Origin of the sequence: Pseudomonas sp. AB6 (genome assembly GCF_034314105.1) — a bacterium.
In the GTDB taxonomy this organism is placed as follows: domain Bacteria; phylum Pseudomonadota; class Gammaproteobacteria; order Pseudomonadales; family Pseudomonadaceae; genus Aquipseudomonas.
In genome coordinates, this window is record NZ_JAVIWJ010000001.1 from 1,395,675 (window position 1) to 1,420,056 (window position 24,382).

The 24,382-nt window shown below is 53.1% G+C and carries 22 protein-coding genes; 9 read left to right on the top strand and 13 right to left on the bottom strand.

Annotated features, from left to right (window positions below):
* Positions 1-123: 123 nt before the first annotated feature.
* The gene (cobF, locus tag RGW60_RS06870; protein WP_322203319.1) at positions 124-882 is read left to right on the top strand and encodes a precorrin-6A synthase (deacetylating); all 759 of its coding nucleotides are present in this window, start codon (positions 124-126) and stop codon (positions 880-882) included.
* Positions 883-1,250: 368 nt separating this feature from the next.
* Here the strand turns inward: cobF and RGW60_RS06875 are convergent, their stop codons facing one another.
* The 3 genes from RGW60_RS06875 to RGW60_RS06885 form a co-directional block, all read right to left on the bottom strand.
* The gene (locus tag RGW60_RS06875; protein ID WP_322203320.1) at positions 1,251-2,555 is read right to left on the bottom strand and encodes a glycosyltransferase; all 1,305 of its coding nucleotides are present in this window, start codon (positions 2,553-2,555) and stop codon (positions 1,251-1,253) included.
* A gap of 123 nt (positions 2,556-2,678) precedes the next feature.
* Entirely contained in the window at positions 2,679-3,197 is a 519-nt protein-coding gene (locus RGW60_RS06880; RefSeq protein WP_322203322.1) for an Hcp family type VI secretion system effector, read from the bottom strand.
* A 291-nt stretch (positions 3,198-3,488) separates the two neighbouring features.
* Positions 3,489-3,857, bottom strand: a complete 369-nt coding sequence (locus tag RGW60_RS06885) for a response regulator (protein ID WP_322203324.1) — start codon at positions 3,855-3,857, stop codon at positions 3,489-3,491.
* 272 nt (positions 3,858-4,129) lie between these two features.
* On the opposite strand from RGW60_RS06885, the gene RGW60_RS06890 reads away from it, so the two are divergent.
* The 5 genes from RGW60_RS06890 to RGW60_RS06910 all read left to right on the top strand — a co-directional run bounded on the left by RGW60_RS06890 (position 4,130) and on the right by RGW60_RS06910 (position 10,761).
* A complete protein-coding gene (locus RGW60_RS06890; protein WP_322203326.1) occupies positions 4,130-7,618 on the top strand; it encodes a response regulator in 3,489 nt (1,162 codons plus the stop codon).
* A gap of 65 nt (positions 7,619-7,683) precedes the next feature.
* Positions 7,684-8,505 (top strand): protein-glutamate O-methyltransferase CheR, encoded by an 822-nt coding sequence (locus tag RGW60_RS06895; protein WP_322203328.1) that lies wholly within the window; start codon positions 7,684-7,686, stop codon positions 8,503-8,505.
* A complete protein-coding gene (locus RGW60_RS06900) occupies positions 8,505-9,119 on the top strand; it encodes a chemotaxis protein CheB (RefSeq protein ID WP_322206862.1) in 615 nt (204 codons plus the stop codon). Before RGW60_RS06895 ends, RGW60_RS06900 begins: the two co-directional genes overlap by 1 nt.
* Positions 9,113-10,294 (top strand): hybrid sensor histidine kinase/response regulator, encoded by a 1,182-nt coding sequence (locus RGW60_RS06905; protein ID WP_322203330.1) that lies wholly within the window; start codon positions 9,113-9,115, stop codon positions 10,292-10,294. Before RGW60_RS06900 ends, RGW60_RS06905 begins: the two co-directional genes overlap by 7 nt.
* 89 nt (positions 10,295-10,383) lie before the next feature.
* On the top strand, positions 10,384-10,761 hold the full coding sequence (locus RGW60_RS06910; protein ID WP_322203332.1) for a response regulator: 378 nt from the start codon (positions 10,384-10,386) through the stop codon (positions 10,759-10,761).
* Between the two features lie 20 nt (positions 10,762-10,781).
* On the opposite strand, the gene RGW60_RS06915 is transcribed toward RGW60_RS06910, so the two are convergent.
* The gene (locus RGW60_RS06915; RefSeq protein ID WP_322203334.1) at positions 10,782-12,812 is read right to left on the bottom strand and encodes a hybrid sensor histidine kinase/response regulator; all 2,031 of its coding nucleotides are present in this window, start codon (positions 12,810-12,812) and stop codon (positions 10,782-10,784) included.
* A 325-nt stretch (positions 12,813-13,137) separates the two neighbouring features.
* Between RGW60_RS06915 and RGW60_RS06920 the strand changes: the two genes are divergently transcribed.
* On the top strand, positions 13,138-13,950 hold the full coding sequence (locus tag RGW60_RS06920; RefSeq protein ID WP_322203336.1) for a crotonase/enoyl-CoA hydratase family protein: 813 nt from the start codon (positions 13,138-13,140) through the stop codon (positions 13,948-13,950).
* A 60-nt stretch (positions 13,951-14,010) separates the two neighbouring features.
* The gene (gene nudC / locus RGW60_RS06925; RefSeq protein ID WP_322203338.1) at positions 14,011-14,838 is read left to right on the top strand and encodes an NAD(+) diphosphatase; all 828 of its coding nucleotides are present in this window, start codon (positions 14,011-14,013) and stop codon (positions 14,836-14,838) included.
* Here nudC and RGW60_RS06930 read toward each other — a convergent pair.
* The 6 genes from RGW60_RS06930 to RGW60_RS06955 form a co-directional block, all read right to left on the bottom strand.
* Positions 14,812-15,585, bottom strand: a complete 774-nt coding sequence (locus RGW60_RS06930; RefSeq protein WP_322203340.1) for a TSUP family transporter — start codon at positions 15,583-15,585, stop codon at positions 14,812-14,814. The two genes, nudC and RGW60_RS06930, sit on opposite strands and share 27 nt — an antisense overlap.
* A gap of 164 nt (positions 15,586-15,749) precedes the next feature.
* The gene (locus RGW60_RS06935; RefSeq protein WP_322203342.1) at positions 15,750-16,895 is read right to left on the bottom strand and encodes a Gfo/Idh/MocA family oxidoreductase; all 1,146 of its coding nucleotides are present in this window, start codon (positions 16,893-16,895) and stop codon (positions 15,750-15,752) included.
* 124 nt (positions 16,896-17,019) lie between these two features.
* Positions 17,020-17,787 carry an SDR family oxidoreductase gene (locus RGW60_RS06940; RefSeq protein ID WP_322164589.1) on the bottom strand — a complete coding sequence of 256 codons (768 nt, stop codon included), beginning with the start codon at positions 17,785-17,787 and terminating at the stop codon, positions 17,020-17,022.
* Between the two features lie 24 nt (positions 17,788-17,811).
* The gene (locus RGW60_RS06945; protein WP_322203344.1) at positions 17,812-18,879 is read right to left on the bottom strand and encodes a phosphotransferase family protein; all 1,068 of its coding nucleotides are present in this window, start codon (positions 18,877-18,879) and stop codon (positions 17,812-17,814) included.
* A 197-nt stretch (positions 18,880-19,076) separates the two neighbouring features.
* Positions 19,077-19,391 (bottom strand): SCP2 sterol-binding domain-containing protein, encoded by a 315-nt coding sequence (locus RGW60_RS06950; RefSeq protein ID WP_322203347.1) that lies wholly within the window; start codon positions 19,389-19,391, stop codon positions 19,077-19,079.
* A gap of 77 nt (positions 19,392-19,468) precedes the next feature.
* Positions 19,469-20,179 carry a histidine phosphatase family protein gene (locus tag RGW60_RS06955; protein ID WP_322203349.1) on the bottom strand — a complete coding sequence of 237 codons (711 nt, stop codon included), beginning with the start codon at positions 20,177-20,179 and terminating at the stop codon, positions 19,469-19,471.
* Between the two features lie 205 nt (positions 20,180-20,384).
* On the opposite strand from RGW60_RS06955, the gene sohB reads away from it, so the two are divergent.
* Positions 20,385-21,407: a protease SohB gene (sohB, locus tag RGW60_RS06960; protein ID WP_322203351.1), complete on the top strand. Its 1,023-nt coding sequence runs from the start codon at positions 20,385-20,387 to the stop codon at positions 21,405-21,407.
* 105 nt (positions 21,408-21,512) lie between these two features.
* Here sohB and RGW60_RS06965 read toward each other — a convergent pair whose 3' ends face one another.
* The 3 genes from RGW60_RS06965 to RGW60_RS06975 form a co-directional block, all read right to left on the bottom strand.
* Positions 21,513-22,007, bottom strand: a complete 495-nt coding sequence (locus RGW60_RS06965) for a DUF934 domain-containing protein (RefSeq protein WP_322164583.1) — start codon at positions 22,005-22,007, stop codon at positions 21,513-21,515.
* Entirely contained in the window at positions 21,991-23,649 is a 1,659-nt protein-coding gene (locus RGW60_RS06970; protein ID WP_322203353.1) for a nitrite/sulfite reductase, read from the bottom strand. Before RGW60_RS06970 ends, RGW60_RS06965 begins: the two co-directional genes overlap by 17 nt.
* A gap of 454 nt (positions 23,650-24,103) precedes the next feature.
* Positions 24,104-24,331 (bottom strand): DUF2970 domain-containing protein, encoded by a 228-nt coding sequence (locus tag RGW60_RS06975; RefSeq protein ID WP_322203355.1) that lies wholly within the window; start codon positions 24,329-24,331, stop codon positions 24,104-24,106.
* Between the last annotated feature and the right edge of the window lie 51 nt (positions 24,332-24,382).

Here is a 24,382-nt window from a genome sequence, read left to right on the forward strand (position 1 = left end):
GTGCAAGGCAGTCGATCATTTTTGATTCGTCAATGCCGCAAAATTTGCCCCTGTTTGCTTGCCCCGCAACGGGTGTTCACTGTCTATAGGCTTAAAGCACGCGTCATTTGGAGTGGTTACTTAATGAAAAAAATCCTGCTGATTGGTATTGGTGCCGGGCACCCGGAACAGATCACGATTCAGGCGGTGAACGCGATGAACCAGACGAATGTGTTCTTCGTGCTCGATAAGGGTTATGAAAATGACGATCTTTTGCGTTTGAGGATGGATATATGCGAGCGCTACATCGCTCACGATAATTACAGGATTGTGCAAGTGCAGGACCCAGTGCGGCTGGAAAATCTGGGGTCTTATGAAGCGGGCATTGAAGTCTGGCATGAGCAGCGAGCGGTGCTGTTCGGGCAACTCATCGCCGATGAAGTGGGCGAGGGTGAGGTGGGTGGTTTTTTGGTGTGGGGCGATCCATCACTCTACGACAGCACCCTGCGAATCCTTGACCGGGTCTTGGCACGCGGTGCTCAGCCATTCGATTATCAAGTCATTCCCGGGATTACCAGTGTGCAGGCACTGGTTGCTCAGCATCGTGTGCCGCTGAATCGTATTGGCGAGCCAATTCACATCACCACCGGACGCCGATTAACGCAGCAAGACGCCCACAGCATCGAAAATGTGGTGGTGATGCTCGACGCCCATTGTGCCTTTGATCGCCTGACCGACAGCAATTTGCACATTTATTGGGGGGCGTACCTGGGCACGCCGGATGAAATCCTGATCTCGGGACCGCTTAATGACGTCAGCGCTGACATCAAACGCGTCCGTGAAACGGCCAGACGCGAAAAAGGCTGGATCATGGATACGTATTTACTGCGCAAACCTTGCTGAGCGCGCTCCTGGCCGTGATGGCAGTACCTGTGGCACCGTAATTGAAATTTCCAAAATCTTCGTAGCTTCGGGATATCTGCTTGTAATCCCATGGCCCCCGATTCGGACCTGTGTAGAACCAAGAGTATAAAAAAGCTGCTCCATTAGGAAAATAGCTTCTCTGGCGAGCGGCTGTGTAAATATCGGAGTCCACTGATTCGGTTGGAGGGGAAGCTGGCATCGGCATGGGTATCTATCCTTGGATTGAAAACCTCAAAACTTTATCAAGCCAAGATATTCGAGACTGCACTTCACCTGAGTTTAGGAATACTCCTACATTTGAAGCTGCGATTTCGCACGTAAGTCAGCCTCAAACACCGCCATCAAATTCAATGAGCGTTCCGATTCTTCGCCTCAATCCACTGCGCCATGTACTGGGTACTTTTGTGAAGGTGATGACGGAGCATGGCGCCGGTAAAGTTCTCTGAGCGCTGTTGTTGCAGGTTTTTTCGACACTCTTCGATGCGGGTTATCAAACTAGCGCAGTGTTGCTGATGGCGATAACGCGCAGCCACCAATGCCCAACCTTTTGCCTGCGCTACGTTCCATAGAGTTTCATCGCGATACAGTTCGACGGCGGCAGCGGCAATCTCGTTGGCGCTGCTGGCGACTGCGCCGGGCCATGGCAGTTCGCCGTGCATGGCCTCGGCGCCAATGGGCGTGGTGACGCTAGGCGTGCCGCAGAGCATGGCGTCGAGGAGTTTGCCCTTGATGCCGGCGCCAAAGCGCAGGGGTGCCAGGCAGATGCGGGCGCCGGACATGACTTCCAGCGCATCCTCGGCCCAGTTCATCACATGAAAACCCTGCGCAGCATTGTGCAGGGCGGTGGCTTTGGGTGGGGTGTAGGCGCCGTAGATATGCAGTTGCGCAGACGGCAGCTGTTGGCGAATCAATGGCCAAATTGCAGTTTTCAGCCACAGCACCGCGTCCCAGTTAGGCGCATGCCGGAAGTTGCCGATAGTGAGGAAGTGCGCACGTTCATCGAACGCTGGCCCTTGGCTGGGAATGTCAGCCAGCATGAACGGGCACCAGTGCAGCAATGATTGTGGAACATTTAAGTGATCTGTAAGCAGGTCGATTTCTACGTCGGAGATGATCAGGTTGAGGTCAGAGCGATAAAGCGAGGCGATTTCCCGTTTAGCGACGTCACTGTCCGCCATCGGTTGCAGAATGCCGTGGGAAAGAGATCCGAAAAATTCAGTTAAATCATCAGGCTCTGAGTTGTTCTTGAGGTGATCTTTGAGCAGCTGATGACGTGCGTCGCGTAGGCATTGCAAGTCGGCGGTCTCTAAAATCCGCAGTGCATTCGGACAGTGCTTCTCAACGCGCCAGCCGAATTGCTCCTCCATCATGAAGCGATCAAACAATACGATGTCAGGATTAAGCTCGGTGATAAATGTATCGAAGCTGCTGTTGTTGAGCTCGATCGTGATTTCACAAATGCCCAGCGCCGAAAGATCAGCTTTGTGCTCACCTGCAGCAGCAGGACTGGTGAAGGTGATCTGCCAGCCTTGCTCCAAAAAACAGTCGATGATTTGCATCATGTGCCCACTGGCTGCCGAGGAACGCGGTTCGGGCCAGACATAACCGATGATGAGCACGTGCGTGGGAGTGCTCGGCTGGTACAGGCTCATGTGGAAGACTTCTTTTGATCAGAAGGGGCAATTAAACCACAGGGCGCCAGGCGCATAGGAAGAACCGCGTGACAGTAAACAACGGCCAGGGAAGCCTGCCCGTTGTTTATTACGCTAGAGAGGTTAGCCCGCGACGGGGATGCGCCAATCATCTGAACCTGAAGTGCCGCTGACTTCGTGTGTCCAGATAATTTTGCGGTAGGTGAAGTAAACGTCTTCAAGGTGGGTGAAATGCGACTGGCTTGGGTCTTGGCAGTTCGGCATCCGCGAGTTGACGTCAACAATCAGAGCGTCTTCCAGCTCGATAGTGAAGTAGTGCTCCTGGGCGCCGGACGCTGAGGTGCGAAACCACTCCAGACGGCATTTGGTCAGCATTTCGCCAGTAGTCAATGCAGTAAAAATCAAAGGCGAGGATTTGTCGAATACCTTGGTGATCATCAGCGGTTTATGTACACGCTGGCCAGTGGGTTGGCCGGACTGAGGGTCGCGCGGGATAATAATTTGATGGGCGAAGGCTTGTACCAGGATTTGGTCTTCATGACCTTCTTGGTAGATGTTGCCAACCGAGGGGGCCGTGAAAGTACCTTCGGTGATCAGACCTTGCTTGGTGCCTACGATGGTTAAATAAGCGGGTGTTGGCATGAAACTCTCCTGGTTTATAAATATGCAGTTCACATCGACACATACACATGCGTCGCGGAACTGGTCTTCATCAAGAGTCATGCCATAAATAAAATATCGAACAAAAACAATAGGCTATGCGATTTAACTCATGTGTATTCAAAATAAATAGCGGTTAGTGCTTACCTGCTGTGCAGGTCATTGCGCACTTGAGCGCTTGATTTTGCGCAGCATCCCAAGGTCTTGGTCAGCTGGAAACAACTCATTTTTAATGAATGGGGCGCAATCCCGCGTTGTGCAACACGTTGCGCATCAATGGGTAGGGCTCAGAATTTTCCTGACCTTATCGCGCAGTTGGTCAATCGAAAAAGGTTTGCCGATCATGTGCATGCCTTTGGGCACGTCAATGTTCTCCGAATAACCACTGGCGAACAAGACCGGCAACGCCGGGCGCAATGCCAAAGCAGCGTTGGCAAGGTCAACGCCCTTCATGTCTGGCAGACCCTGATCGGTCATAAGTAAATCAAAGGTTTTTTCAGGATCACTCAGCTGCTCAAGAGCAGATTCAGCGTCAGCTGCTTCGAATACGGTGTATTTCAGCTCCTCCAGCACATCTACAATCAACATGCGCACAATGTGATCGTCTTCCACTACAAGGATGGTGCTGGCGCCTGTGGACATGAAGTACTCCTTGGAATGAAAGCGGGAAAGATGGCTGATTGTCTCTGTACAGCCTGATCATCAGTGAGTAAAAAGTGACGACAAGTTCAATATTTGCCAAAAATCTATTCAAACGAGTGTTTTTTTGAGCCTATTCTAATCACAACGGCGAATCAACACTGCATGTGCCCGCTATGTACCTGAATTTTTTTATTTTTTATCTAAGATATCGGGTCTTTTCGTGATGTTTGCGGCAGAATCTGCGGTTTCGATGAATTCGCCCGGGCCTCCTGATGAACCATCCGTCTTCGATTGACGAGCAACACTTTCGCAAAATGTTAACCCGAAATATCAGTTTACCTTTAGGCGTAGGGGTCCTGAGCGCCGTATTTTTTATCGTTTTAATTACGTATTTATTGTCAACAATTCAATGGGTTGAACATACCGATAGGGTTATCAACAACGCTAACCGCTCTTTAAAGCTGTCGGTGGACATGGAGACCGGGATGCGCGGTTTCCTGTTGACCGGCGATGAGCATTTTCTAGATCCCTATGAGGTCGCTAAGCCTGCAATAAGCAATGAGCTTAAAGGGCTTGAGGAACTTGTCGCCGATAACCCTCCTCAAGTTGATCGTTTCAGGCGCCTGTCTGCTCTGCAGAACGACTGGAATGATTTTGCCCAGGAAATGATCAATCTACGCCGCCAAAACGGAGACTATCAAAGCGCCATCCGAGCTGGGCGCGGCAAGCGGTTGTCCGACGAAATTCGTACTGAATATGAAGTTGCGGTGCAGATGGAGCAACAGTTACGTACGTCTCGCAATGAAGATGTCACTCGCACGACGATCCTGACTGTCAGCCTTTACCTGATATTTGTCTTGTCCATCAGCGGACTCGTAGCCTTCGTCGGTCGACGCGACATGCTTATGTTATCGGGGAGTTATAGCGATAATTTGAAACTGCAAGAAGACCACGCCTTACGTTTGCAGCATGTTGCTTGGTTGCGCAACGGTCAGAGCGAGTTGGCTGAGCAGGTGCTCGGCCAACTAACGCTAAATCTTTTGGGTCGAAACGTGCTGCAGTTTTTCGCTCAGTTTCTGGGAACAGCCGTCGCAGCGATGTATGTTCGTCAGGAGAACGGAGGGTTTCGACGCATCGCTTCTTATGGTTTTTCCCGCGAACAAGAACAGCATGAACAGTCTATCTACAGCGGCGAAGGTGTGATCGGTCAAGCGGCCCAGCAGGATAAGATCATCACGCTGGACGAGGTACCACAAGACTACTTTAAGGTCAGTTCCGGGTTGGGCGAAGGTTCGCCACGTAGCGTCATTGTTGTTCCGACCAGCAACGATGATGAGGTCAATGGGGTAATAGAACTCGGTTTCTTGCGTCCGCTAACCGAGCGTGACGTCGAATTTATGCAGGTGATTTCCGATAATATTGGCACCTCTATTGAAGCTGCGAGGTATCGGCAGCGGTTGCAGGAAGTGCTCGCGCAAACCCAGCAGTTGAATGAAGAATTGCAAGTGCAGCAAGAAGAGCTGAAAACCGCCAATGAAGAACTTGAAGAGCAGTCAAGGATTCTTAAGGAGTCCCAAGTTCATTTAGAGACCCAACAGGCAGAGCTGGAGCAAACCAACGAACAGTTGGCCGAGCAAGCCCAAGCCATGGCGGATCAGCGCGATGCGCTAGATCGCAATAACGAAAAACTGAACAATGCTCAAGTTGAACTCGAAGCACGTGCCCATGAGCTGCAACGTTCCAGCAAATACAAATCAGAATTTCTCGCCAACATGTCCCACGAGTTGCGTACGCCGCTGAACAGTTCGTTGATTTTGGCAAAGTTGCTGGCGGAAAACCCCACGGAAAACTTGACTGCGGAGCAGGTTAAATTCGCCGAGTCTATCTATTCGGCTGGCAACGATTTGCTGAATTTGATTAACGATATTCTCGATATTTCAAAAGTCGAAGCCGGCAAGCTGGACATGCGTCCGGAAAACACTAGCGTGGCGCGTTTGGTTGAAGGTCTGCGGGGGATGTTTCAGCCTCTGGCTAATGACAAAAAGCTCGATTTCCAGGTTGAATTGCAGGCGGGGGCGCCAACGATGCTATTCACCGACCGCCAGCGCCTGGAGCAAGTTCTGAAAAACTTGTTATCGAACGCGGTCAAATTCACCGAACGCGGAAGCGTCAGCTTGATCGTTTCGCGCCAGCCTGGTGAGGGCATTACGTTTACGGTGCGCGATTCGGGGATCGGTATTGCTGAGGAGCATCAAGAGAGTATTTTCGAGGCCTTCCGTCAGGCTGACGGCACCACGAATCGACGTTATGGCGGCACGGGCCTGGGGCTATCGATTTCGCGCGACCTTGCCGGTCTATTGGGTGGATCAATTACTGTCACCAGCGCTCCCGAGCAAGGCAGCATTTTCACATTGGTGCTGCCAGAGCAGTATGTCGAGCAGGTCCAGCTACAATACGGCGAGCAGCCAGCGGTGATTCCAGTGCCCCCCTTGCTGCCGGTGATCGTTCCGGCGACCGCTCTCGTTCAAGAGCCGGTAGCGCTGTTTGCCGATGATCGACATAACGCCCCTTTCAAATCTCGATGCATTTTGGTCATCGAGGACGAGGTCCGTTTTGCGCAGATCCTGTTCGACTTAGCGCACGAACTGGGATACCAGTGCCTAGTGGCTCATGCCGCCGATGACGGTTTTAACTTGGCGGTGCAATTTGTCCCCGATGCGATTTTGCTGGATATGCGCTTGCCCGATCACTCAGGTCTCACGGTCTTGCAGCGTTTGAAAGAGCTGGCGCCTACCCGACACATACCGGTGCACGTGATATCGGTCGAAGATCGGCAAGAGGCGGCCATGCACATGGGGGCGATCGGGTATGCGGTTAAACCGACAACCCGCGAGGAGCTTAAAGACGTTTTTGCCAAGCTCGAAGCCAAGTTAACCCAGAAGGTCAAACGTATCCTGTTGGTTGAAGACGATGCCTTGCAGCGAGACAGTATTGCCCGCCTGATTGGGGATGATGACATCGAAATAACGGCCGTTGGCTTTGCTCAGGATGCGTTGTCACTGCTTCGCGACAACATCTACGACTGTATGATCATCGACCTCAAGCTCCCGGACATGCTGGGCAATGATTTGCTCAAGCGTATGTCAACCGAAGACATCTGCGCATTTCCACCCGTCATCGTCTATACCGGCCGAAACCTGACCCGAGATGAAGAAGCCGAGCTGCTCAAGTATTCACGCTCAATCATTATCAAGGGCGCTCGTTCGCCCGAACGCTTGCTGGATGAAGTGACGTTGTTTCTGCACAAAGTGGAATCTAAACTCTCCAACGAACGCCAGAAGATGCTCAAGACCGCGCGCAGCCGCGACAAGGTGTTCGAGGGGCGAAAAATTTTGGTCGTCGACGACGACGTGCGCAATATCTTCGCACTGACCAGCGCCTTGGAGCATAAAGGCGCCGTGGTTGAAATGGCGCGTAACGGTTTCGAGGCCATCAAAAAACTGGGCGAAGTGGACGATATCGACTTAGTGCTGATGGACGTGATGATGCCGGAAATGGATGGCTACGAAGCCACGATTGAAATTCGCAAAAACCCACGCTGGCGAAAACTGCCAATCATTGCGGTCACCGCCAAGGCGATGAAAGACGATCAGGAGCGCTGCCTGCAGGCCGGTTCCAATGATTATCTGGCCAAGCCTATCGACCTTGATCGACTCTTTTCGTTAATTAGGGTGTGGCTGCCGAAAATGGAACGTTTCTGAACGGAACGTCTGCGATTTTGAGACCACTAAGTTGACTCTCAGACTTGAGTATCCGGATTTGCGCCATGCCTCATGAACGGAATGCTGAAATTGAATTGCGTCTACTGATTGAGGCCATTTACCTCAAATATAGCTATGACTTTCGCGATTATTCCGGTGCTTCAGTCAAGCGACGGGTCAACCATGCATTGATCCAGTTCGGCTGCAAAACCATTTCGGCGTTACAAGAAAGGGTGCTGCATGATCCGACCGCATTTCTGCAATTGCTGCAGTATCTGACGATTCCTGTTAGCGAAATGTTTCGCGACCCGGCGCATTTTTTAGCCATTCGCCAGGAAGTCGTGCCGCTACTAAAAACCTATCCGTCTATTAAAATCTGGATTGCGGGCTGCAGCACTGGCGAAGAGGTTTACTCCATGGCCATTTTGCTGCGTGAGGAAGGCTTGCTTGAACGAACCATAATCTATGCCACTGACATTAATCCCCGCTCGTTGGAAAAGGCCAAACAAGGCATTTTCGCTTTAGAAAATATTCGGGCGTACACCGAGAACTATCGAAAGGCCGGCGGCGAGCAGATGTTTTCCGATTACTACACGGCGGCGTATGATTACGCGATTTTCGACAAGACCTTGCGGGAGAACGTGACGTTTGCTGACCACAGCTTGGCCACTGACAGCGTATTTTCAGAAACTCAGTTGATTTCCTGTCGGAACGTACTGATCTATTTCAATAAAAAATTGCAGGACCGGGCGTTCGGGTTGTTCCATGATTCGCTGTGTCATCGCGGGTTTCTAGTGCTGGGAAGTAAAGAGACGCTCGACTTTTCGGGGTATAGCAAAAGCTTCGAGGCCTTAGTCAAACAGGAACGGATCTACCGTAAATCATGATGATCCATGAGAACGCTCTATCGGTTTCAGGCGGACCGCTGCCCATTGTTGATGCGATTGTCATCGGTGCATCGGCAGGTGGAGTTGAAGCCTTGCTAAAAATTTTTTCTGCGTTGGCACCCGGTTATGGTTTGCCGATCATCGTGGTATTACACCTACCCGATGAGCGCCGTAGCCGCCTGGTTGCGGTGTTTCAACAGCACCTAGAGATGGAGGTTAAAGAGGTCGCTGATAAGGAACTTATCGCGTCCGGCACGCTGTATTTCGCCACTCCCGGTTATCACGTGTCAGTGGAACGTGATCTCAGTTTTTCGCTGAGCCTTGAAGATCGTGTCCATTATTCTCGCCCCAGTATCGACATTCTTTTTGAGTCAGCCGCCGACGCGTATGGACAACGCCTGGCCGGGATGTTGCTCACCGGGGCTAACGCTGATGGGGCTCGCGGGCTGGCACAGATTAAACAAAGAGGGGGTTTTACGGTGGTTCAAGACCCTAAAACCGCGCAGGCGTCCGTTATGCCCAATTCCGCCCTGGCGCTGAGCGTGCCGGATCGCATTCTCTGTTTGAGTGATATCGGTCAACTGTTGGTCGAGCTGGAAAGAATCGCATGCTAAGTGAAGTACAAGCCAAACTGCTGATCGTTGATGATCTGCCAGAAAACCTGTTGGCCCTTGAAGCGCTGATCAAGCGCGAAGACCGAGCGGTCTATAAAGCCTTGTCTGCCGATGAGGCGCTGTCATTGCTGCTACAACATGAATTTGCGTTAGCCATTCTTGATGTCCAAATGCCGGGAATGAACGGTTTTGAACTGGCAGAACTGATGCGTGGCACCGAAAAAACGAAAAACATTCCGATCGTCTTCGTTAGCGCCGCCGGCCGTGAGCTGAACTATGCATTCAAAGGCTACGAAAGTGGAGCTGTAGATTTTTTGCACAAGCCGCTGGATATTCACGCAGTGAAAAGCAAGGTCAATGTATTCGTTGACCTCTTTCGGCAACGTAAAGCCATGAAACAACAGGTCGACGCTCTAGAACAAAGCCGCCAGGAACAAGAGGCTTTGCTCACAGAACTCCAGACCACGCAGAATGAGTTGAAGCATGCTGTACGAATGCGCGATGACTTCATGTCGATTGTTTCTCATGAGGTGCGTACGCCGCTGAACGGATTGATTCTGGAAACCCAGCTGCGCAAGTTGCACTTGGCTAAAGACAACACTGCAGCGTTTACCCTGGATAAGCTGCGGGCGATGGTCGACCGGGATGAGCGGCAGATTCAAAGCCTGATCAGGCTCATTGAAGACATGCTTGATGTCTCGCGTATCCGTACCGGAAAACTATCGATTCGTCCTAGTCGATTTGATCTGGTGCAACTGGTCACCAAACTGCTTGAGAATTTTTCTGCCCAAATTGCCGCTGCTGAATCCATCGTGTCACTGACGGCGGGTTCACCCGTCGTAGGTACATGGGATGAATTTCGTATCGAGCAAGTGGTTGCTAACCTGCTGACTAACGCATTGCGCTACGGAGCGAGAAAACCCATCAGCGTTAGCGTTTATAGCCAGGACGGGCAAGCGAGGGTAGAGGTTCTGGATCAGGGTATTGGGGTCAGTGCAGAAAATCAGAAGCGGATTTTTCAGCAATTCGAACGCGTATCGGCTAAACACGCTATAGCCGGTTTGGGTTTGGGGTTGTTCATCTCAGAACAGATTGTCACCGCACACGCGGGCACAATTACTGTTGAGAGTGAGGAGGGCGCTGGAGCTTTGTTTCGGGTCAGTCTACCGCTGTGATCAACGGTGAGAATTGTCCGACGGACAACGCAACCTCTGTCGTACTCTAGGGTCGTAATGGCAGCTAACCAAAGGCTTAAGGCATACCCATGAGTTCTGATGCAGAAAATGTCGTACTTATTGTCGAAGACGAGCCGCTGATTTTAATGCTGCTCGCCGACTACCTATCTGGGGAAGGTTATAAAGTTTTGCAAGCTGAAAATGGGGAGCAAGCGTTCGAAATTCTGGCGACTAAACCTCATTTGGACTTGATGATTACCGATTACCGCTTACCGGGCGGTATATCCGGTGTGATGATCGCCGAACCTGCGGTCAAGCTGCGACCTGAACTCAAAGTTATATTCATCAGTGGTTACCCTGCTGAGATTACTGAGTCTGGAAGCCCCATTGCTTTACGAGCACCGATCCTGACCAAGCCCTTTACTATGGAACGGCTGCATAGCCAGATTAAAAGTTTGTTGATTTAAGTTGAGCGATTTCCGGGCATTTACGCTTCGATCATCTCCCTTACCTTTGCTGTTAGGTGATCGAAGGCAAATGGCTTGGTAATCATCTGCATTCCTGAATCAAGAAATCCGGCACGCACGACGGCGCTTTCGGCGTAACCGCTGATGAACAGAACTTTTAAGGAAGGACGTAATTGGCGACCCACGTTGGCCAGTTGTCTTCCATTCATGCCTGGTAGGCCGACATCGCTGATCATTAAATCAATACGCTGGCCCGACTCAAGGATGGGCATTGCCGCGTCGGCACTTCCCGCGCATACATAGGCGTAACCTAAATCGCTGAGCACTTCGCCCACCAGTACTCGTACAGCGGGATCGTCCTCGACGATAAGAATGGTTTCACCGGCCTTGGCGTACGGTAAATTACTTTGGTAAATGATTTCATCATTTTCATCTTCGCCACGAAAACGCGGCAGGTAGAGGCGTACCGTAGTGCCTTCACCCACTTCGCTCTCAATAGCGACGTGGCCACGAGACTGTTTGCTGAACCCATAAATCATCGAAAGGCCTAAGCCAGTTCCTTGGCCAATAGGCTTAGTGGTGAAGAACGGATCAAATGCCCGGTTGATAATACTTTGTGGCATACCGCAGCCTGTGTCGCTGACACTTAATACTACATATTCCCCTGGTTGCAAATTTTGATGGGCATAGGTAAAGGCTGCGTCCAGACGCTGATTATAGGTGCTGACGATAAGCTGTCCGCCCTCAGGCATCGCATCGCGAGCATTCAAAACAAGGTTCAGCAGGGCGTTTTCCAATTGGTTTGGGTCGACCTCGGCGGTCCATAAGTGTGCGTCCAGCTGCATGTTCAGACAGATTGTCTTGCCCGAACTGCGGTGTATCAACTCGCTCATGGAGTTAACCAACTGATTTATGTGCACCGGCTTTGAATCAAGATACTGCCGACGGGAAAAGGCCAATAGGCGATGTGTCAACGCCGCAGCCCGGTTGGCGGAGGTCACCCCTAAGTCAATCAAGCTGTCCAAGTCTTGGGTCTGACCACGAGAAAGTCTTCTGCGCAGAAGTTCCAAGCTGCCAATGATTCCAGTAAGCATATTGTTGAAGTCGTGGGCAATACCGCCTGTAAGTTGGCCCACGGCTTCCATCTTTTGGGATTGACGCAGGGCTTCTTCATTGTGCCGAAGTTGTGCTGTGCGCTCCTCAACTTGCTGTTCAAGGGATTCATTAAGGCGGCGCAGTTGCTCCTCGGCACGTTTGCGCTCGCTGATATCCGACGTCACGCCAACAAACGAGTATATTTTGCCATCCTCTCGGCGAATCGCTCTGGCCCGGGCATCCACCCAATTCACCGAGCCGTCGGGCCAGACATTGCGGTATTGCGCAATGTAATCGTCCCCCGATCGCAGGCTGCTGTGCAGGGCCATCTGCATCGTCGACTGGTCTTCGACCAGCACCGAGCTTAGCCAGTCGTCAAATGTGAAGGCATCGTCCTCGTTTCGACCATGATGTGATTTGCTAATTTGCGAACAGTGAAATGTAAGGTCGTTAAGGTCCAATTGCCAGGAGCCCAAACGCCCCGCCTCAAGTGCATTTTGGAGACGCTGTTCACTGTCCAAAAGATCATCTATACGTGCTCGCGCTTGGTATTGCCGACGACGACCACGCAATGCGGTGCTCACCAGGCTTACTAGAGTGGCTGGGTAGAAAGGACGTTCAAGAAAAGTGACATTGCCCAAATGAGCACCGAGTAGGATCGAAGGATTGTGCTCCGGCCCGCCAGCGTGAGTCAGCAGCACAATAGGCAGGTCGGACCAAGACGGTTGTTGGTCCATCAGTGCGAGCAGCGCGTGTATGTTGACTCCGTAGAGCGCCTCATCTGCAATAATCGCTACACCGGCGCCAGCTGCTAATTCGCCAATCAAATTTGCCAGGTCAGCGGCAATGGTTACAGTAAAACCTGCCTGTTCAAGTAGCGTCAGCGCGAAATCGCTTTCCTGGTCTGTAGGAGCCAAAATGATCGCGCGCTCGGATAACGGCCCCTGACTAGTCACTCGCTGTCATCCTGTATTGATGCATTTAACGTATTCAAATCGCCCTCTCACGCCTTTGAAAAGATGCGCTCAGCTGGACTGAGCTTTCTTGGCTAGTTGCAATAGATGACATGGCATCCGAAGCTTTCACACGCTGGCTTAACTCTGGACCTCCCCCAAACACTGCCGTTCCAGCGTATGGACGATTTTTCATAAAAATACATTCAACTGGGTGTGTTCTGTCGTCTTGCAAATGGCGTAATCGCAACCTTACGATGGGTGGGGAAGGCTTGTTATAGTCAGACCACTGTTTAACTTCACATTGCTGTTTCCAAGGAGGACTGCCGTGTCCGATTACCAAGCGTTTCACGTCGAACTGATCGATAACATTGCTCATGTGCAAATCAATCGGCCGGAAAAAATCAATGCGATGAACGCTGCGTTTTGGGCAGAGATTATTGAAATTTTTCAATGGGTCGATGACACGGATGAGGTGCGCGTGGTGGTACTCAGCGGCGCAGGTAAACATTTCTCGTCCGGTATTGATCTGATGCTGCTGGCATCGGTGGCTTCAGAACTGGGCAAAGACGTTGGCCGTAATGCGCGCATGCTGCGGCGCAAAATTCTGCAAATGCAGGCCTCGTTTACCGCCGTTGATAACTGCCGTAAGCCAGTGCTGGCAGCTGTTCAAGGCTATTGCATCGGTGGAGCTATCGATTTGATTTCGGCCTGCGACATGCGTTACGCCGCCGAGGACGCGCAGTTCTCGATCAAGGAAATTGACATGGGCATGGCTGCTGATGTTGGCACCTTGCAGCGACTGCCGCGAATCATCGGCGACGGTATGTTGCGCGAATTGGCCTACACCGGGCGTATTATTGGCGCAGCAGAAGCGTGCCGCATCGGCTTGGTCAACCGTACCTTCGTTGACACGCCGAGCTTACTTGAGGGTGTACTGTCCATCGCTACGGAGATTGCCGGAAAATCACCAATCGCTGTCGCTGGTACCAAGGAGATGATTAGCTATATGCGTGACCATCGGATTGATGACGGTCTTGAGTACGTCGCGACGTGGAACGCCGCCATGCTGCAATCAGCAGACCTGCGCGTGGCGCTGGCGGCACACATGAGTAAGCAAAAAGCAGCCTTCGATAATTAGCCTTGATATATAGCCCTTGATAAGTTGCCTTCGATGAATAGTAAGGGCCTGGAGATTTTCATGACACGTTGGACAACTGCCGTCCTGGATACCCAACTCAGTGGCGGTTGGGCCGTGGTCCACAGCCCAGAAGGTTTCCTGCGCGATGATAACGGCGCGATGTTTCCTCGGGAATGGCTCAAGCGGCAGGATCTTGCGGTGCTAAGTGAACATGGTATTGGTCATTTTGACGGTGAGCCGGTGTACCTGCTGGTGCTAAAAAGCTCCAACGACATTGTCGGCTGCACGTGGCTTGGGCTTCGTCAATTCATGCTCGAAGGTGACGTAGACGTTTATAAAAAACTGGGTTATGCAGCCCAGATCAGCACGTGGGCGCGGGAACACCGTTTTTGCGGCGGCTGCGGGTTGCCCATGCAGCAGGTGCAGGGTGAGCGCGCAATGTATTGCGAGCACTGTAACTTGCGCCATTATCCGCGCATCTCACCGAGCATGATCGTGTTGATCACCCGGGGTGATGAGATACTGCTAGCACGCTCACCGCGCTTTGTGACGGGGGTCTATAGCACGCTGGCAGGGTTTGCCGAGCCGGGTGAGTCGGTCGAGGATTGTGTGCGTCGCGAGGTCATGGAAGAAGTGCAACTTAAGATCAAGAACATCCAGTACATGGGCAGCCAATGCTGGCCGTTCCCGCATTCGATGATGCTTGGCTTCCATGCCGAATACGCCAGTGGCGACATCGTCGCGCAGGTCGATGAGATTGAGGATGCGCGCTGGTTTCACATTAACGATTTGCCACCGTTGCCGGCCAACCGCTCCATCGCGCGATACCTGATCGACTTATATCTTGCGCGTCGCACAGGTTCAGCTGAACCAGTGTTGCCAGGCTAGGCGCACGGTCAGTCCGAGTACTACAACTATGAACACTGGGCGGATAAATTTTGCACCGCCCTGAATCGCGGTTCGCGCACCGAAGAAGGCTCCGACCATCAATGACGAGCCCATGCACAGGCCGATCAACCAATCCACCTGACCTGAAAACATGAACACTGACAGGGCTGCGGCGTTGCTGACGAAATTCATACTCCTCGCTACACCGCTGGCTTTTACCAGGTCCAGCGGATAGAGCAGCAAGGAGCTGACGGTCCAGAATGCACCGGTCCCCGGCCCAGCAACACCGTCATAAAAGCCAAGACCCAAGCCTTGAGGCAGTTGCCATTTCTTTTTGATGGGTGCGTTGCTGTCCAGTGGCGCATTGGGAACTCCCCCGAACAACAGGTATAGGCCACAGCCAAAGACGATCACCGGCAGCATCTGATTGATCCATTCGGCTGGTAGGTAATGCGCGACGCCAGCGCCGATCAATGCCCCGACCGCCGTGCCCACCAGCGCGTGAATCCATTGTTTTGGATCAAACAGTTTGCGGCGAAAAAAAGTGTAGCTGGCCATGGCTGAGCCAAAGGTCGAGCTGAGCTTGTTAGTGCCTAACACTAAATGTGGTGGCAAGCCTGCGGTCATCAGTGCGGGCGTGGTCAGCAGACCGCCACCGCCTGCGATGGCATCAATGAAGCCTGCAACAAATGCAACGGCGGTAAGAACAGCGAGGGTGGTCAGGTCAACACTGAGAGCAAAAGGCATGGGAGTTCGGCTTATACGGCAGTTGGGCAGAATGGCTGCGCCAGAAGGCAGCCATCTTACCCTGAGAGTGAAGCGCGTTGGTGAGGCAAACCTACAGATGAATGCTTTTGAGGCGGTTTGCTACCGGATTTCGAATCGCAACACATTCTCCGGACCTGATCAGCCTACACCTCAGCAATCCTGACCCAACGCTCCTCCCGCGCTGCCAATCGAATTGCCGCTGCCAAACGCTCCACTTGCCAGGCTTCTTCAAAGTCCGGGCCTTCAGTGCCTCCATTGCAAACCGCTTGTATCAGTGCATGTACTTCGAGAGTTTTAAGTTCGTTGTAACCCAGTTGATGCCCAGGCGCGGGAGAAAACGCGGCGTAGCCAGGTAGCGAAGGTCCGGCAAGCACCCGTTGAAATCCGTCACTGCCTGAGCGACATACTTGCAATTCATTAAGTCGCTCCTGATCGAACGCGAGGGTGCCGCGGGTGCCGCTGATTTCGAACGCCAAATGGTTTTTGTAGCCATGCTTGAGCCAACTGCTGCTGAACGTACCACGTGCACCGTTGGCAAAGCGCAGCAACGCGTGAGTTTGATCATCTACCGCAATGAGACGTTTTTCTTGGCTACCGCTAGCCGCCGGGCGCTGGGTATGAACGGTCTGCGCGTCGGCGCACACCGCGTCGATATCGCCCAACAAATGGCGAGCCAATGCGAGCAGATGACTGCCCAAGTCGGCCAGTGCACCGCCTGCGTGAGCTGCTTCACAACGCCAAGACCAGGGGTTTACCGAATCGCCCATGAAGTCTTCGCTAAACTCGCCCTGGAAGCTGATGATGTCCCCCAGCTCGCCACTCTCAATCATCTGCCGGGCCAAGCCAATAATAGGATTGTGTTGGTAGTTGTAACCGACCCGCGTGACAACCCCAGCTTTCTTGGCTGCACGGCGCATGTCGTCAGCTTGGGTGAGGCTGATCGCCAGTGGCTTTTCGCAGTACACCGTTTTACCCGCCTCAAGCGCTGCCATCGCCATGGGGTAGTGCAGATGATTGGGCGTAGTAATCGCGACAAGGTGTACGTCAGGGTCATTGATTAGCTGTTGCCAGTCATTGTGCGCTTGGTAGAAGCCCCAATCATCGGCGCACTGTCCGGCACGTACGGCATCGGCATCAGCCAGTGCCGCCAAGCGAATTTTAACGGGCAGCGAGAATGCGGCGCTAACGTTACGGAAAGCCATGGCATGGGCGCGCCCCATAAACCCGGTGCCGATCAATCCGATACCCAACACCGGCAGCGCTATTGGAGGTTGAGAAAGCTGACGCATGGCGATGGCCTCTGAGTTATTATGCGGAAAATATATTCTTTAATAACTAAATATGGAATATATATTCGTTATCTGGCTCAAAAAAAACAGCCCGAAGGCTGTTTTTTCCGCTCTGACGAGCACCTCAGGAAAGGAAACCACCGTCCACGTTCAGTGAAACGCCGGTGGTGTAGCTGGACGCATCGCTGGCCAGGTAAAGCACTGCGCCCGCCATCTCACTGGGAGCCGCGACACGCTTGAGTGGGATCTGGGCCAAGGCCATGTTGAGGATGGCGTCGTTTTTTACCAGCGCCGATGCAAACTTGGTGTCGGTCAGTCCCGGCAGCAGTGCGTTGCAACGGATACCGAAGGCCGCGCATTCTTTTGCGAACACCTTGGTCATGTTGATCACTGCGGCCTTGGTCACCGAATAGATGCCTTGGAACACGCCGGGAGAAATACCATTGATGGAGGCCACGTTGATGATGCTGCCACCACCGTTTTCTCGCATCAATTTGCCGGCTTCCACTGACATGAAAAAGTAGCCGCGAATGTTCACGTCCACGGTTTTCTGGAAGGCGCTAAGGTCGGTGTCCAAGACGTTGCAGAATTGCGGGTTGGTGGCAGCGTTGTTGACCAAAATGTCCAAGCGCCCGAACTGTTCACGGATCTGCGCAAACACGCTCTGGATCTGTTCCATCTCGCCAATGTGGCAGGCAATCGCCGTCGCCTTGCCGCCGTCTGCAATAATCGCGTCGGCCACGTGCTGGCAACCGTCGATTTTGCGGCTGGAGACGATCACGTGGGCACCTTGCTGGGCCAATAGTTTGGCGATGGCTTCACCAATGCCACGGCTGGCACCGGAAACGAAAGCGATCTTGCCATCGAGGTCGAACAAGTGGGTCTTGGACATGTTTTCTTCCTTATTGTATCGCTATCAAAGGCTGGATTTATCGATGACTTGCAGGCTCATGTGCTCCAACAGCGTGTTCGTATGAATGAACTGGGCGAAGCGTTTGTCTTGGGTCTGCCCATGAAAAAAGCGGTAGTAAATCTGCTGCACAATGCCCGCCAGACGAAACAGGCCATAGGTGTAGTAGAAGTCGAAATTATCGATCTGGATGCCTGATCGCTCGGCGTAATAATCGACAAACTCCCGTCGGGTCAACATCCCCGGCGCGTGGCTCGGCTGACGGCGCATTAACTGCACGGGCGCAGGGTCATTGGCTTCGATCCAATAGGCGAGGGTATTGCCCAAGTCCATAAGCGGATCACCGATGGTGGTCAGTTCCCAATCCAGTACGCCGATGATCTGCATCGGCTGGTCCGGATCTAGAATCACGTTATCGAAGCGATAGTCGTTGTGGACGATGCTGGAGACTGGGCTATTGGCCGGCATTTTTTCCTTGAGCCAGCTTCTGACGCTTTCCCAGCTCGGCGCATCGGGGGTCCGCGCTTTCTCATAGCGATCACTCCAACCGCTGATTTGCCGCTCGACATAACCCTGCGGCTTGCCAAGATCCGCCAGCCCGCATGCGGCGTAATCGACCTGATGCAATTCGACCAATTTATCGATGAAGTTTTTGCACAGCGCAGTGGTTTGCTGGGTATCGAAATTCAATTCCGGCGGCAGCTCGGAGCGAAGAATGATGCCCTTGACCCGCTCCATGACATAGAACTCCGAACCAATCAGCGTCTCGTCGGTGCAGTGGGCATAAGCCTTGGGGCAATACGGAAAGCCATCACTAAGCTGATTCAGGATGCGGTATTCGCGACCCATGTCGTGGGCTGATTTCGCCTTGCTGCCAAAGGGCGGGCGGCGCAGCACGAATTCCTGTTCCGGGTAGCGAATCAGGTAGGTCAGGTTTGAAGCGCCACCGGGAAACTGGCTGATTTCAGGCGAACCACTCAAGCCGGGGATATGGGCTTTGAGGTAAGGGTCGATGAGGCTGGCGTCGAGTTCTTCGCCAACGCGAATCTTGGTGGACTGATCAGTGAGCGCCATGCTTATCCCTTCTGCTTATTATTAGGGGCAGAGATTATTGACTAATCTAATGCGCCGTCCATTTGCTCACAAGGCTAAAACGGCCTTATAGGCCAGCGTGTTGCAGGCAAATCATTGGCTTTGATTACCGAGAAACGACATCTATCAGGCGAAAAAAAACCGAAGCCCGCAAGCTTCGGTTTTTCCGAAAAGAACCCTTACGAAGGGAACAGTTCGCTGAGCTTCATCGCCAACATCATGTCGCCTTCAGCGCGCAGCTTACCGCCCATGAACGCTTGCATGCCGTCGGTTTCGCCACTGACGATGCCGTCTAACGTTTCGCCGTCCATGACCAAGGTCACTTGCGCGTCAGGGTTTACGCCTTCTTTCAGTTCGCAGGTGCCGTCTTTGACAACCAATGAGAAATTCTTGTCTTCGTCGATACGAAAGCCAAAAACCAGGTCCAGGCCCGCAGCGGCACTTGGGTTGAACTTGGCTTTCATTGCTTGAACGGCGTCGGCTACGGAGGTCATTGTGTTTATCCTTTTTTGTGGGTCTGGCGAAACTTGGGGTTTGGGCCCAGCGAACTCAAGCTTTTGATTGCGCTGGGTTAGCGGTAGGTGATGAGCTCCGGGTTCTTCGACAACTGCAAATGCGTGTGGCTGTTGAACGACGCCAGAGCGACCTCACGACCACGAAACTTAAGCTGGTTGAGCGAGGTGTTGACGATTTGCCAATTGAGTTCAAAGGCCTGATGGACAGGTATTTGGGTGATCAAGTGGAGCAGGGCGGTAATAGTGCCGCCTGAAGTGAAAATCGCAATGCTGTCTTTGTTACCCGCGTTGTCCAGGACCCGGTTCAGACCCGACCGAGCCTGCTCAGCGAAACCGAGCCAGCTCTGCAGTCCTGGCGTGTCGTAGTTGCCGCTGTGCCAGCGACCCATGATCAAGGCAAATAAACGTTGGAATTCTGCGCGGTTTTGCGCAGCGTTTCGCAACACGTGCAGGGCTTCCGGTTCATCAGGCAACATGGCCGGTAACAAGGCGCGTATCACCGCATCGGCATCGAACTCATTAAAGGCCGAATCAATCTCCAGCGTTGGCGGGTTTTGCCCAGCCGCAGCCATTTGCGCCACGGCTGTTTGAGCTGTGTGTTGCTGTCGACGCAAGTCTCCGGACAGACAACGGTCAAAGCGCACGCCAAGCTGAGCCAGATGCGCGCCGAGGATTTCTGCCTGGTGAATACCGGTGGACGAAAGAACGTCGTAGTCGTCCGCACCAAAGGAGGCCTGGCCATGTCGAATAAGATAGATGCTGCCCACGTCCGCGTCTTCCCGGTGCGCTGAGGTTTGGCGAGGTTAGGAGGATGCTCAAAGACTGTCAATAAAAAAACATACGCTTGTTTGAATGAGATTCACGAGCCGCTGTTTGCCCCCTCAGAGACTGGTCGTCTGCGAAGCGCGCCGGTATGCTTGGACAATTGGTAGCCTCTGATTTTAAGGGGCGCAACGTTCTTGAGGAGAAACTGTGGATTTTCTAGCTGAATACGCGAGCTTTTTAGCGAAGACGGTGACCTTGGTGGTCGCCATTTTGATCGTGTTGGCGGCATTCGCCTCAGTGCGGAGCAAAGGCCGTCGTAAATCGGCTGGTCAGTTGCAGGTCAGTAAGCTCAATGACTTCTATAAAGCCTTGCGCGAGCGGCTCGAGCAGTCGCTTCTAGACAAGGACCGGCTCAAGGTTTTGCGCAAGGAGCAGGCCAAGGGCCTGAAGAAGCAGAAGAAGGTCGTTGAACCGAAACCACGGGTATACGTGCTGGACTTCGACGGAGACATCAAGGCCTCCGCTACTGAAAGTATGCGCCATGAAATCACCGCACTGCTGACCCTAGCCACCCCTAAGGATGAAGTGGTACTGCGCTTGGAAAGTGGCGGCGGCATGGTCCACAGCTACGGCTTGGCGTCGTCGCAGTTGGCGCGTATTCGTCAGGCGGGGATTCCGCTGACGATTTGCATCGATAAAGTGGCGGCCAGTGGCGGTTACATGATGGCGTGCATTGGCGACAAGATCATCAGCGCGCCCTTTGCCATCCTTGGATCGATTGGTGTTGTCGCGCAGTTGCCTAACGTCAATCGTCTGTTGAAGAAGCACGATATCGACTTCGAAGTGCTGACCGCCGGTGAATACAAGCGCACGCTGACAGTGTTTGGCGAAAACACCGAGAAGGGCCGTGAGAAGTTTCAAGAAGAGCTGGACATCACCCACGAGCTGTTCAAGAACTTTGTTGCCCGCTACCGCCCGCAGTTGGCCATTGATGATGTGGCAACGGGAGAAGTCTGGCTCGGGATGGCTGCTATTGAGAAACAATTGGTGGACGAACTGAAGACCAGCGATGAGTACCTGTCAGAGCGCGCCAAAATCGCTGACGTGTTTCATCTTCATTATTCCGAGCGTAAGAGTCTTCAAGAACGGGTAGGGCTGGCGGCCAGTGCTTCAGTGGATCGTGTATTGACAACGTGGTGGAGCCGATTGACCCAGCAACGCTTCTGGTAACCATTGCCTGTGCCGACTCTGTGGGACCGAATTTATTCGGGAAGGCGTCGTATCAGACGCCGACGCGGTTGGATTTGAAATCCCATAGAGTGCCGCTATGATCGATCAGCGGCGCCGAAACAACGGCAATGGCTCATCAGTTGCCGCTTGGTAAGTCACCGAGAAATCCTTCAAACCCTCAAGGGCTTCGTACGGGTCTTTATCCGGGCGAATGGCAAAGGCATCAAAACCACAGCGGCGCATGTAGAACAACTGGTCGCGCAGCACGTCGCCAATGGCCCTCAACTCACCCTTGTAACCATAACGGTCACGCAGCAGACGGGCGTTGGAGAAGCTACGGCCGTCGGTAAACGCCGGGAAGTTCAGGGCAATGACCTGGAACTGATTGACGTCGTCACCTATGTGTTCGGCTTCTTCGTCGCTGTCCAGCCATACGCCAAGACCACCGTCGCGCGCTTTTAGGGCGTGACCGTGATCGAGCCATAAAGCCAAGGGCACGATCAGGTCGTCGCAATTGGACAACTCGTCCAACGTCGCGTCCTTGGGCAGCAGGTGCCAGGTCTCGTCGATGACTTCGTTGTTCTTAATGATTCGCTGCATAGACGCGCTCCTTGAAAGGGTCAATGCCAATACGCTGGAAGGTGTCGATGAAGCGCTCATCTTCGGTGCGTTTCTCAATGTAGACATCGATTAACTTCTCGATCACATCAGGCATGACTTCCTGAGCGAACGACGGGCCGAGGATCTTGCCCAGGTTCGCGTCACGGTTGCTGCTGCCACCGAGGGATACCTGGTAGAACTCTGCGCCTTTCTTGTCGACACCCAGGATGCCGATATGGCCGACATGGTGGTGACCACAGGCGTTCATGCAGCCTGAAATGTTCAGGTCCAACTCGCCGATGTCGAACAGGTAATCCAGATCGTCGAAACGGCGCTGGATGGATTCGGCAATCGGGATCGATTTGGCATTGGCCAGGGAGCAGAAATCGCCACCCGGGCAGCAAATGATGTCGGTCAGCAAGCCGATGTTCGGCGTCGCGAAACCTTGCTCGCGCAACTCACCCCACATGGCGAACAGTTGGCTTTGCTCAACGTCCGCCAGAATGATGTTTTGCTCATGGGACGTGCGCAGTTCACCGAAGCTGTAACGGTCAGCCAGGTCGGCAATGCCGTCGAGCTGTTTGTCGGTGATATCGCCTGGCGCGACGCCGGTAGGCTTAAGTGACAAGGTCACCGCAGCGTAGCCGGGCTTTTTATGCGCCTGAATGTTGCGTGAGCGCCAGCGTGCAAAACCTGGGTGATCAAGATCAAGCTGTGCCAGTTCGGCGGTTTGATCACTCAGCGCCTTGTACTCGGGGTCGATAAAATGTTTGGCGACGCGTTGCACTTCAGCTTCTGTCAGCGTGGTTTGGCCACCCTTAAGGTGGACCATCTCGGCGTCGACTCTTTCAGCGAAAACTTCCGGGGTCAGGGCTTTGACCAGGATCTTGATCCGCGCCTTGTATTTGTTATCACGACGACCATAGCGGTTGTACACCCGCAAGATAGCGTCGAGGTAGCTCAACAGGTCTTGCCATGGCAGGAACTCATTGATGAATGCACCCACCACTGGGGTACGGCCAAGGCCGCCGCCGACGAGAACTCGGAAACCCAATTCGCCTTCAGCGTTAAGCAACGGCTCAAGGCCAATGTCATGCACTTCAATCGCTACGCGATCACTGCGCGAGCCATTTAGGGCAATCTTGAATTTACGCGGCAGATAAGCGAATTCGGGGTGGAATGTAGTCCATTGCCTAATGATCTCGCACCAAGGGCGCGGATCCACCAGTTCATCGGCGGCGACACCCGCGAACTGGTCGGTGGTGACGTTTCGCAGGCAGTTGCCACTGGTCTGAATCGCGTGCATTTGCACGGTCGCGAGTTCAGCCAGAATTTCTGGCACGTCTTCCAGAGCTGGCCAGTTGAACTGAATGTTCTGCCGGGTACTGACGTGGGCATAACCCTTGTCATAGTCACGGGCAATTTTTGCCATCATTCGCATCTGGCGCGAAGTCAGCTGGCCATAAGGCACAGCGACCCGCAGCATCGGCGCGAAACGTTGAACGTAGAGGCCGTTCTGTAGGCGTAGCGGGCGAAACTCTTCTTCGCTCAGCTCTCCGGCCAGGTAGCGTCGGGTCTGATCCCGGAACTGCTTGACGCGGTCCTCGATGATCCGCTGATCGTACTCGTCATATACGTACATATAGGTCCTGTTCTCAGCTGCTTGCAGCAAATCCGCGCGCACGGCCGCGCACTCCAAACGGAGCCGGGGAAAGATAACAGTTTGCAGTTATGCGCAAAAGTGAAGTTTGAGTATATGCAAAGAACTAAACGAACTAATGAGCGATATATGTTTGGATAACCCTACTTGAGCGATCGCCAATGCTCGGCTTTACTGTGGGGGTGATCCCCGCGTTCTGATGGCAGAGTGCAGGTCACGCTTCATGCAATCACCCATAAAATTGAAAAGAGGCGATGCAATGAGCAACCGTGTCCGAATCGCAAAACCAGATAGCAAAGTAGATGCTTGGGCCATTCTCTTCATTATCATCCTGGTCGTTTCGACGGCCGTGTTTTGGGTGAGCCACCAGTAACTGCCAACCTGCGGCTGTCCGGCACGGGTGCCGGACAGTGCGTCATTTAGGCGTCGCAGACGTCTATCCCACTGCGAAGTGCAACACCAACTGCACGATGCCAAACAGCGTCAGCGCAAACACCCCTGTAAACAAAATCCCCAGCAGGACAAAATGGCTCGGCTTTCCATGGGTAAAGTCCCGTTCGCGATTTTTGCCACTTTGTACGCCAAAGGCGGCTGCCGTGACGCTCTGCAGCATTTGCCAGAGCGTCGGTGGTTTGCCCTTGGAGTGGTCTGGTGAGTCGTTCATACGTCCTCGCAGATTTGCTTGTCTAACCCAGTCCCTGTAGGCGCCAACACG

Bases quoted from the DNA above. Each gene is read 5' to 3' on its own strand.
- cobF (WP_322203319.1), top strand. From the start codon at position 124: ATGAAAAAAATCCTGCTGATTGGTATTGGTGCCGGGCACCCGGAACAG.
- RGW60_RS06875 (WP_322203320.1), bottom strand. From the start codon at position 2,555: ATGAGCCTGTACCAGCCGAGCACTCCCACGCACGTGCTCATCATCGGT.
- RGW60_RS06880 (WP_322203322.1), bottom strand. From the start codon at position 3,197: ATGCCAACACCCGCTTATTTAACCATCGTAGGCACCAAGCAAGGTCTG.
- RGW60_RS06885 (WP_322203324.1), bottom strand. From the start codon at position 3,857: ATGTCCACAGGCGCCAGCACCATCCTTGTAGTGGAAGACGATCACATT.
- RGW60_RS06890 (WP_322203326.1), top strand. From the start codon at position 4,130: ATGAACCATCCGTCTTCGATTGACGAGCAACACTTTCGCAAAATGTTA.
- RGW60_RS06895 (WP_322203328.1), top strand. From the start codon at position 7,684: ATGCCTCATGAACGGAATGCTGAAATTGAATTGCGTCTACTGATTGAG.
- RGW60_RS06900 (WP_322206862.1), top strand. From the start codon at position 8,505: ATGATCCATGAGAACGCTCTATCGGTTTCAGGCGGACCGCTGCCCATT.
- RGW60_RS06905 (WP_322203330.1), top strand. From the start codon at position 9,113: ATGCTAAGTGAAGTACAAGCCAAACTGCTGATCGTTGATGATCTGCCA.
- RGW60_RS06910 (WP_322203332.1), top strand. From the start codon at position 10,384: ATGAGTTCTGATGCAGAAAATGTCGTACTTATTGTCGAAGACGAGCCG.
- nudC (WP_322203338.1), top strand. From the start codon at position 14,011: ATGACACGTTGGACAACTGCCGTCCTGGATACCCAACTCAGTGGCGGT.
- RGW60_RS06930 (WP_322203340.1), bottom strand. From the start codon at position 15,585: ATGCCTTTTGCTCTCAGTGTTGACCTGACCACCCTCGCTGTTCTTACC.
- RGW60_RS06935 (WP_322203342.1), bottom strand. From the start codon at position 16,895: ATGCGTCAGCTTTCTCAACCTCCAATAGCGCTGCCGGTGTTGGGTATC.
- RGW60_RS06940 (WP_322164589.1), bottom strand. From the start codon at position 17,787: ATGTCCAAGACCCACTTGTTCGACCTCGATGGCAAGATCGCTTTCGTT.
- RGW60_RS06945 (WP_322203344.1), bottom strand. From the start codon at position 18,879: ATGGCGCTCACTGATCAGTCCACCAAGATTCGCGTTGGCGAAGAACTC.
- RGW60_RS06950 (WP_322203347.1), bottom strand. From the start codon at position 19,391: ATGACCTCCGTAGCCGACGCCGTTCAAGCAATGAAAGCCAAGTTCAAC.
- RGW60_RS06965 (WP_322164583.1), bottom strand. From the start codon at position 22,007: ATGCAGCGAATCATTAAGAACAACGAAGTCATCGACGAGACCTGGCAC.
- RGW60_RS06970 (WP_322203353.1), bottom strand. From the start codon at position 23,649: ATGTACGTATATGACGAGTACGATCAGCGGATCATCGAGGACCGCGTC.
- RGW60_RS06975 (WP_322203355.1), bottom strand. From the start codon at position 24,331: ATGAACGACTCACCAGACCACTCCAAGGGCAAACCACCGACGCTCTGG.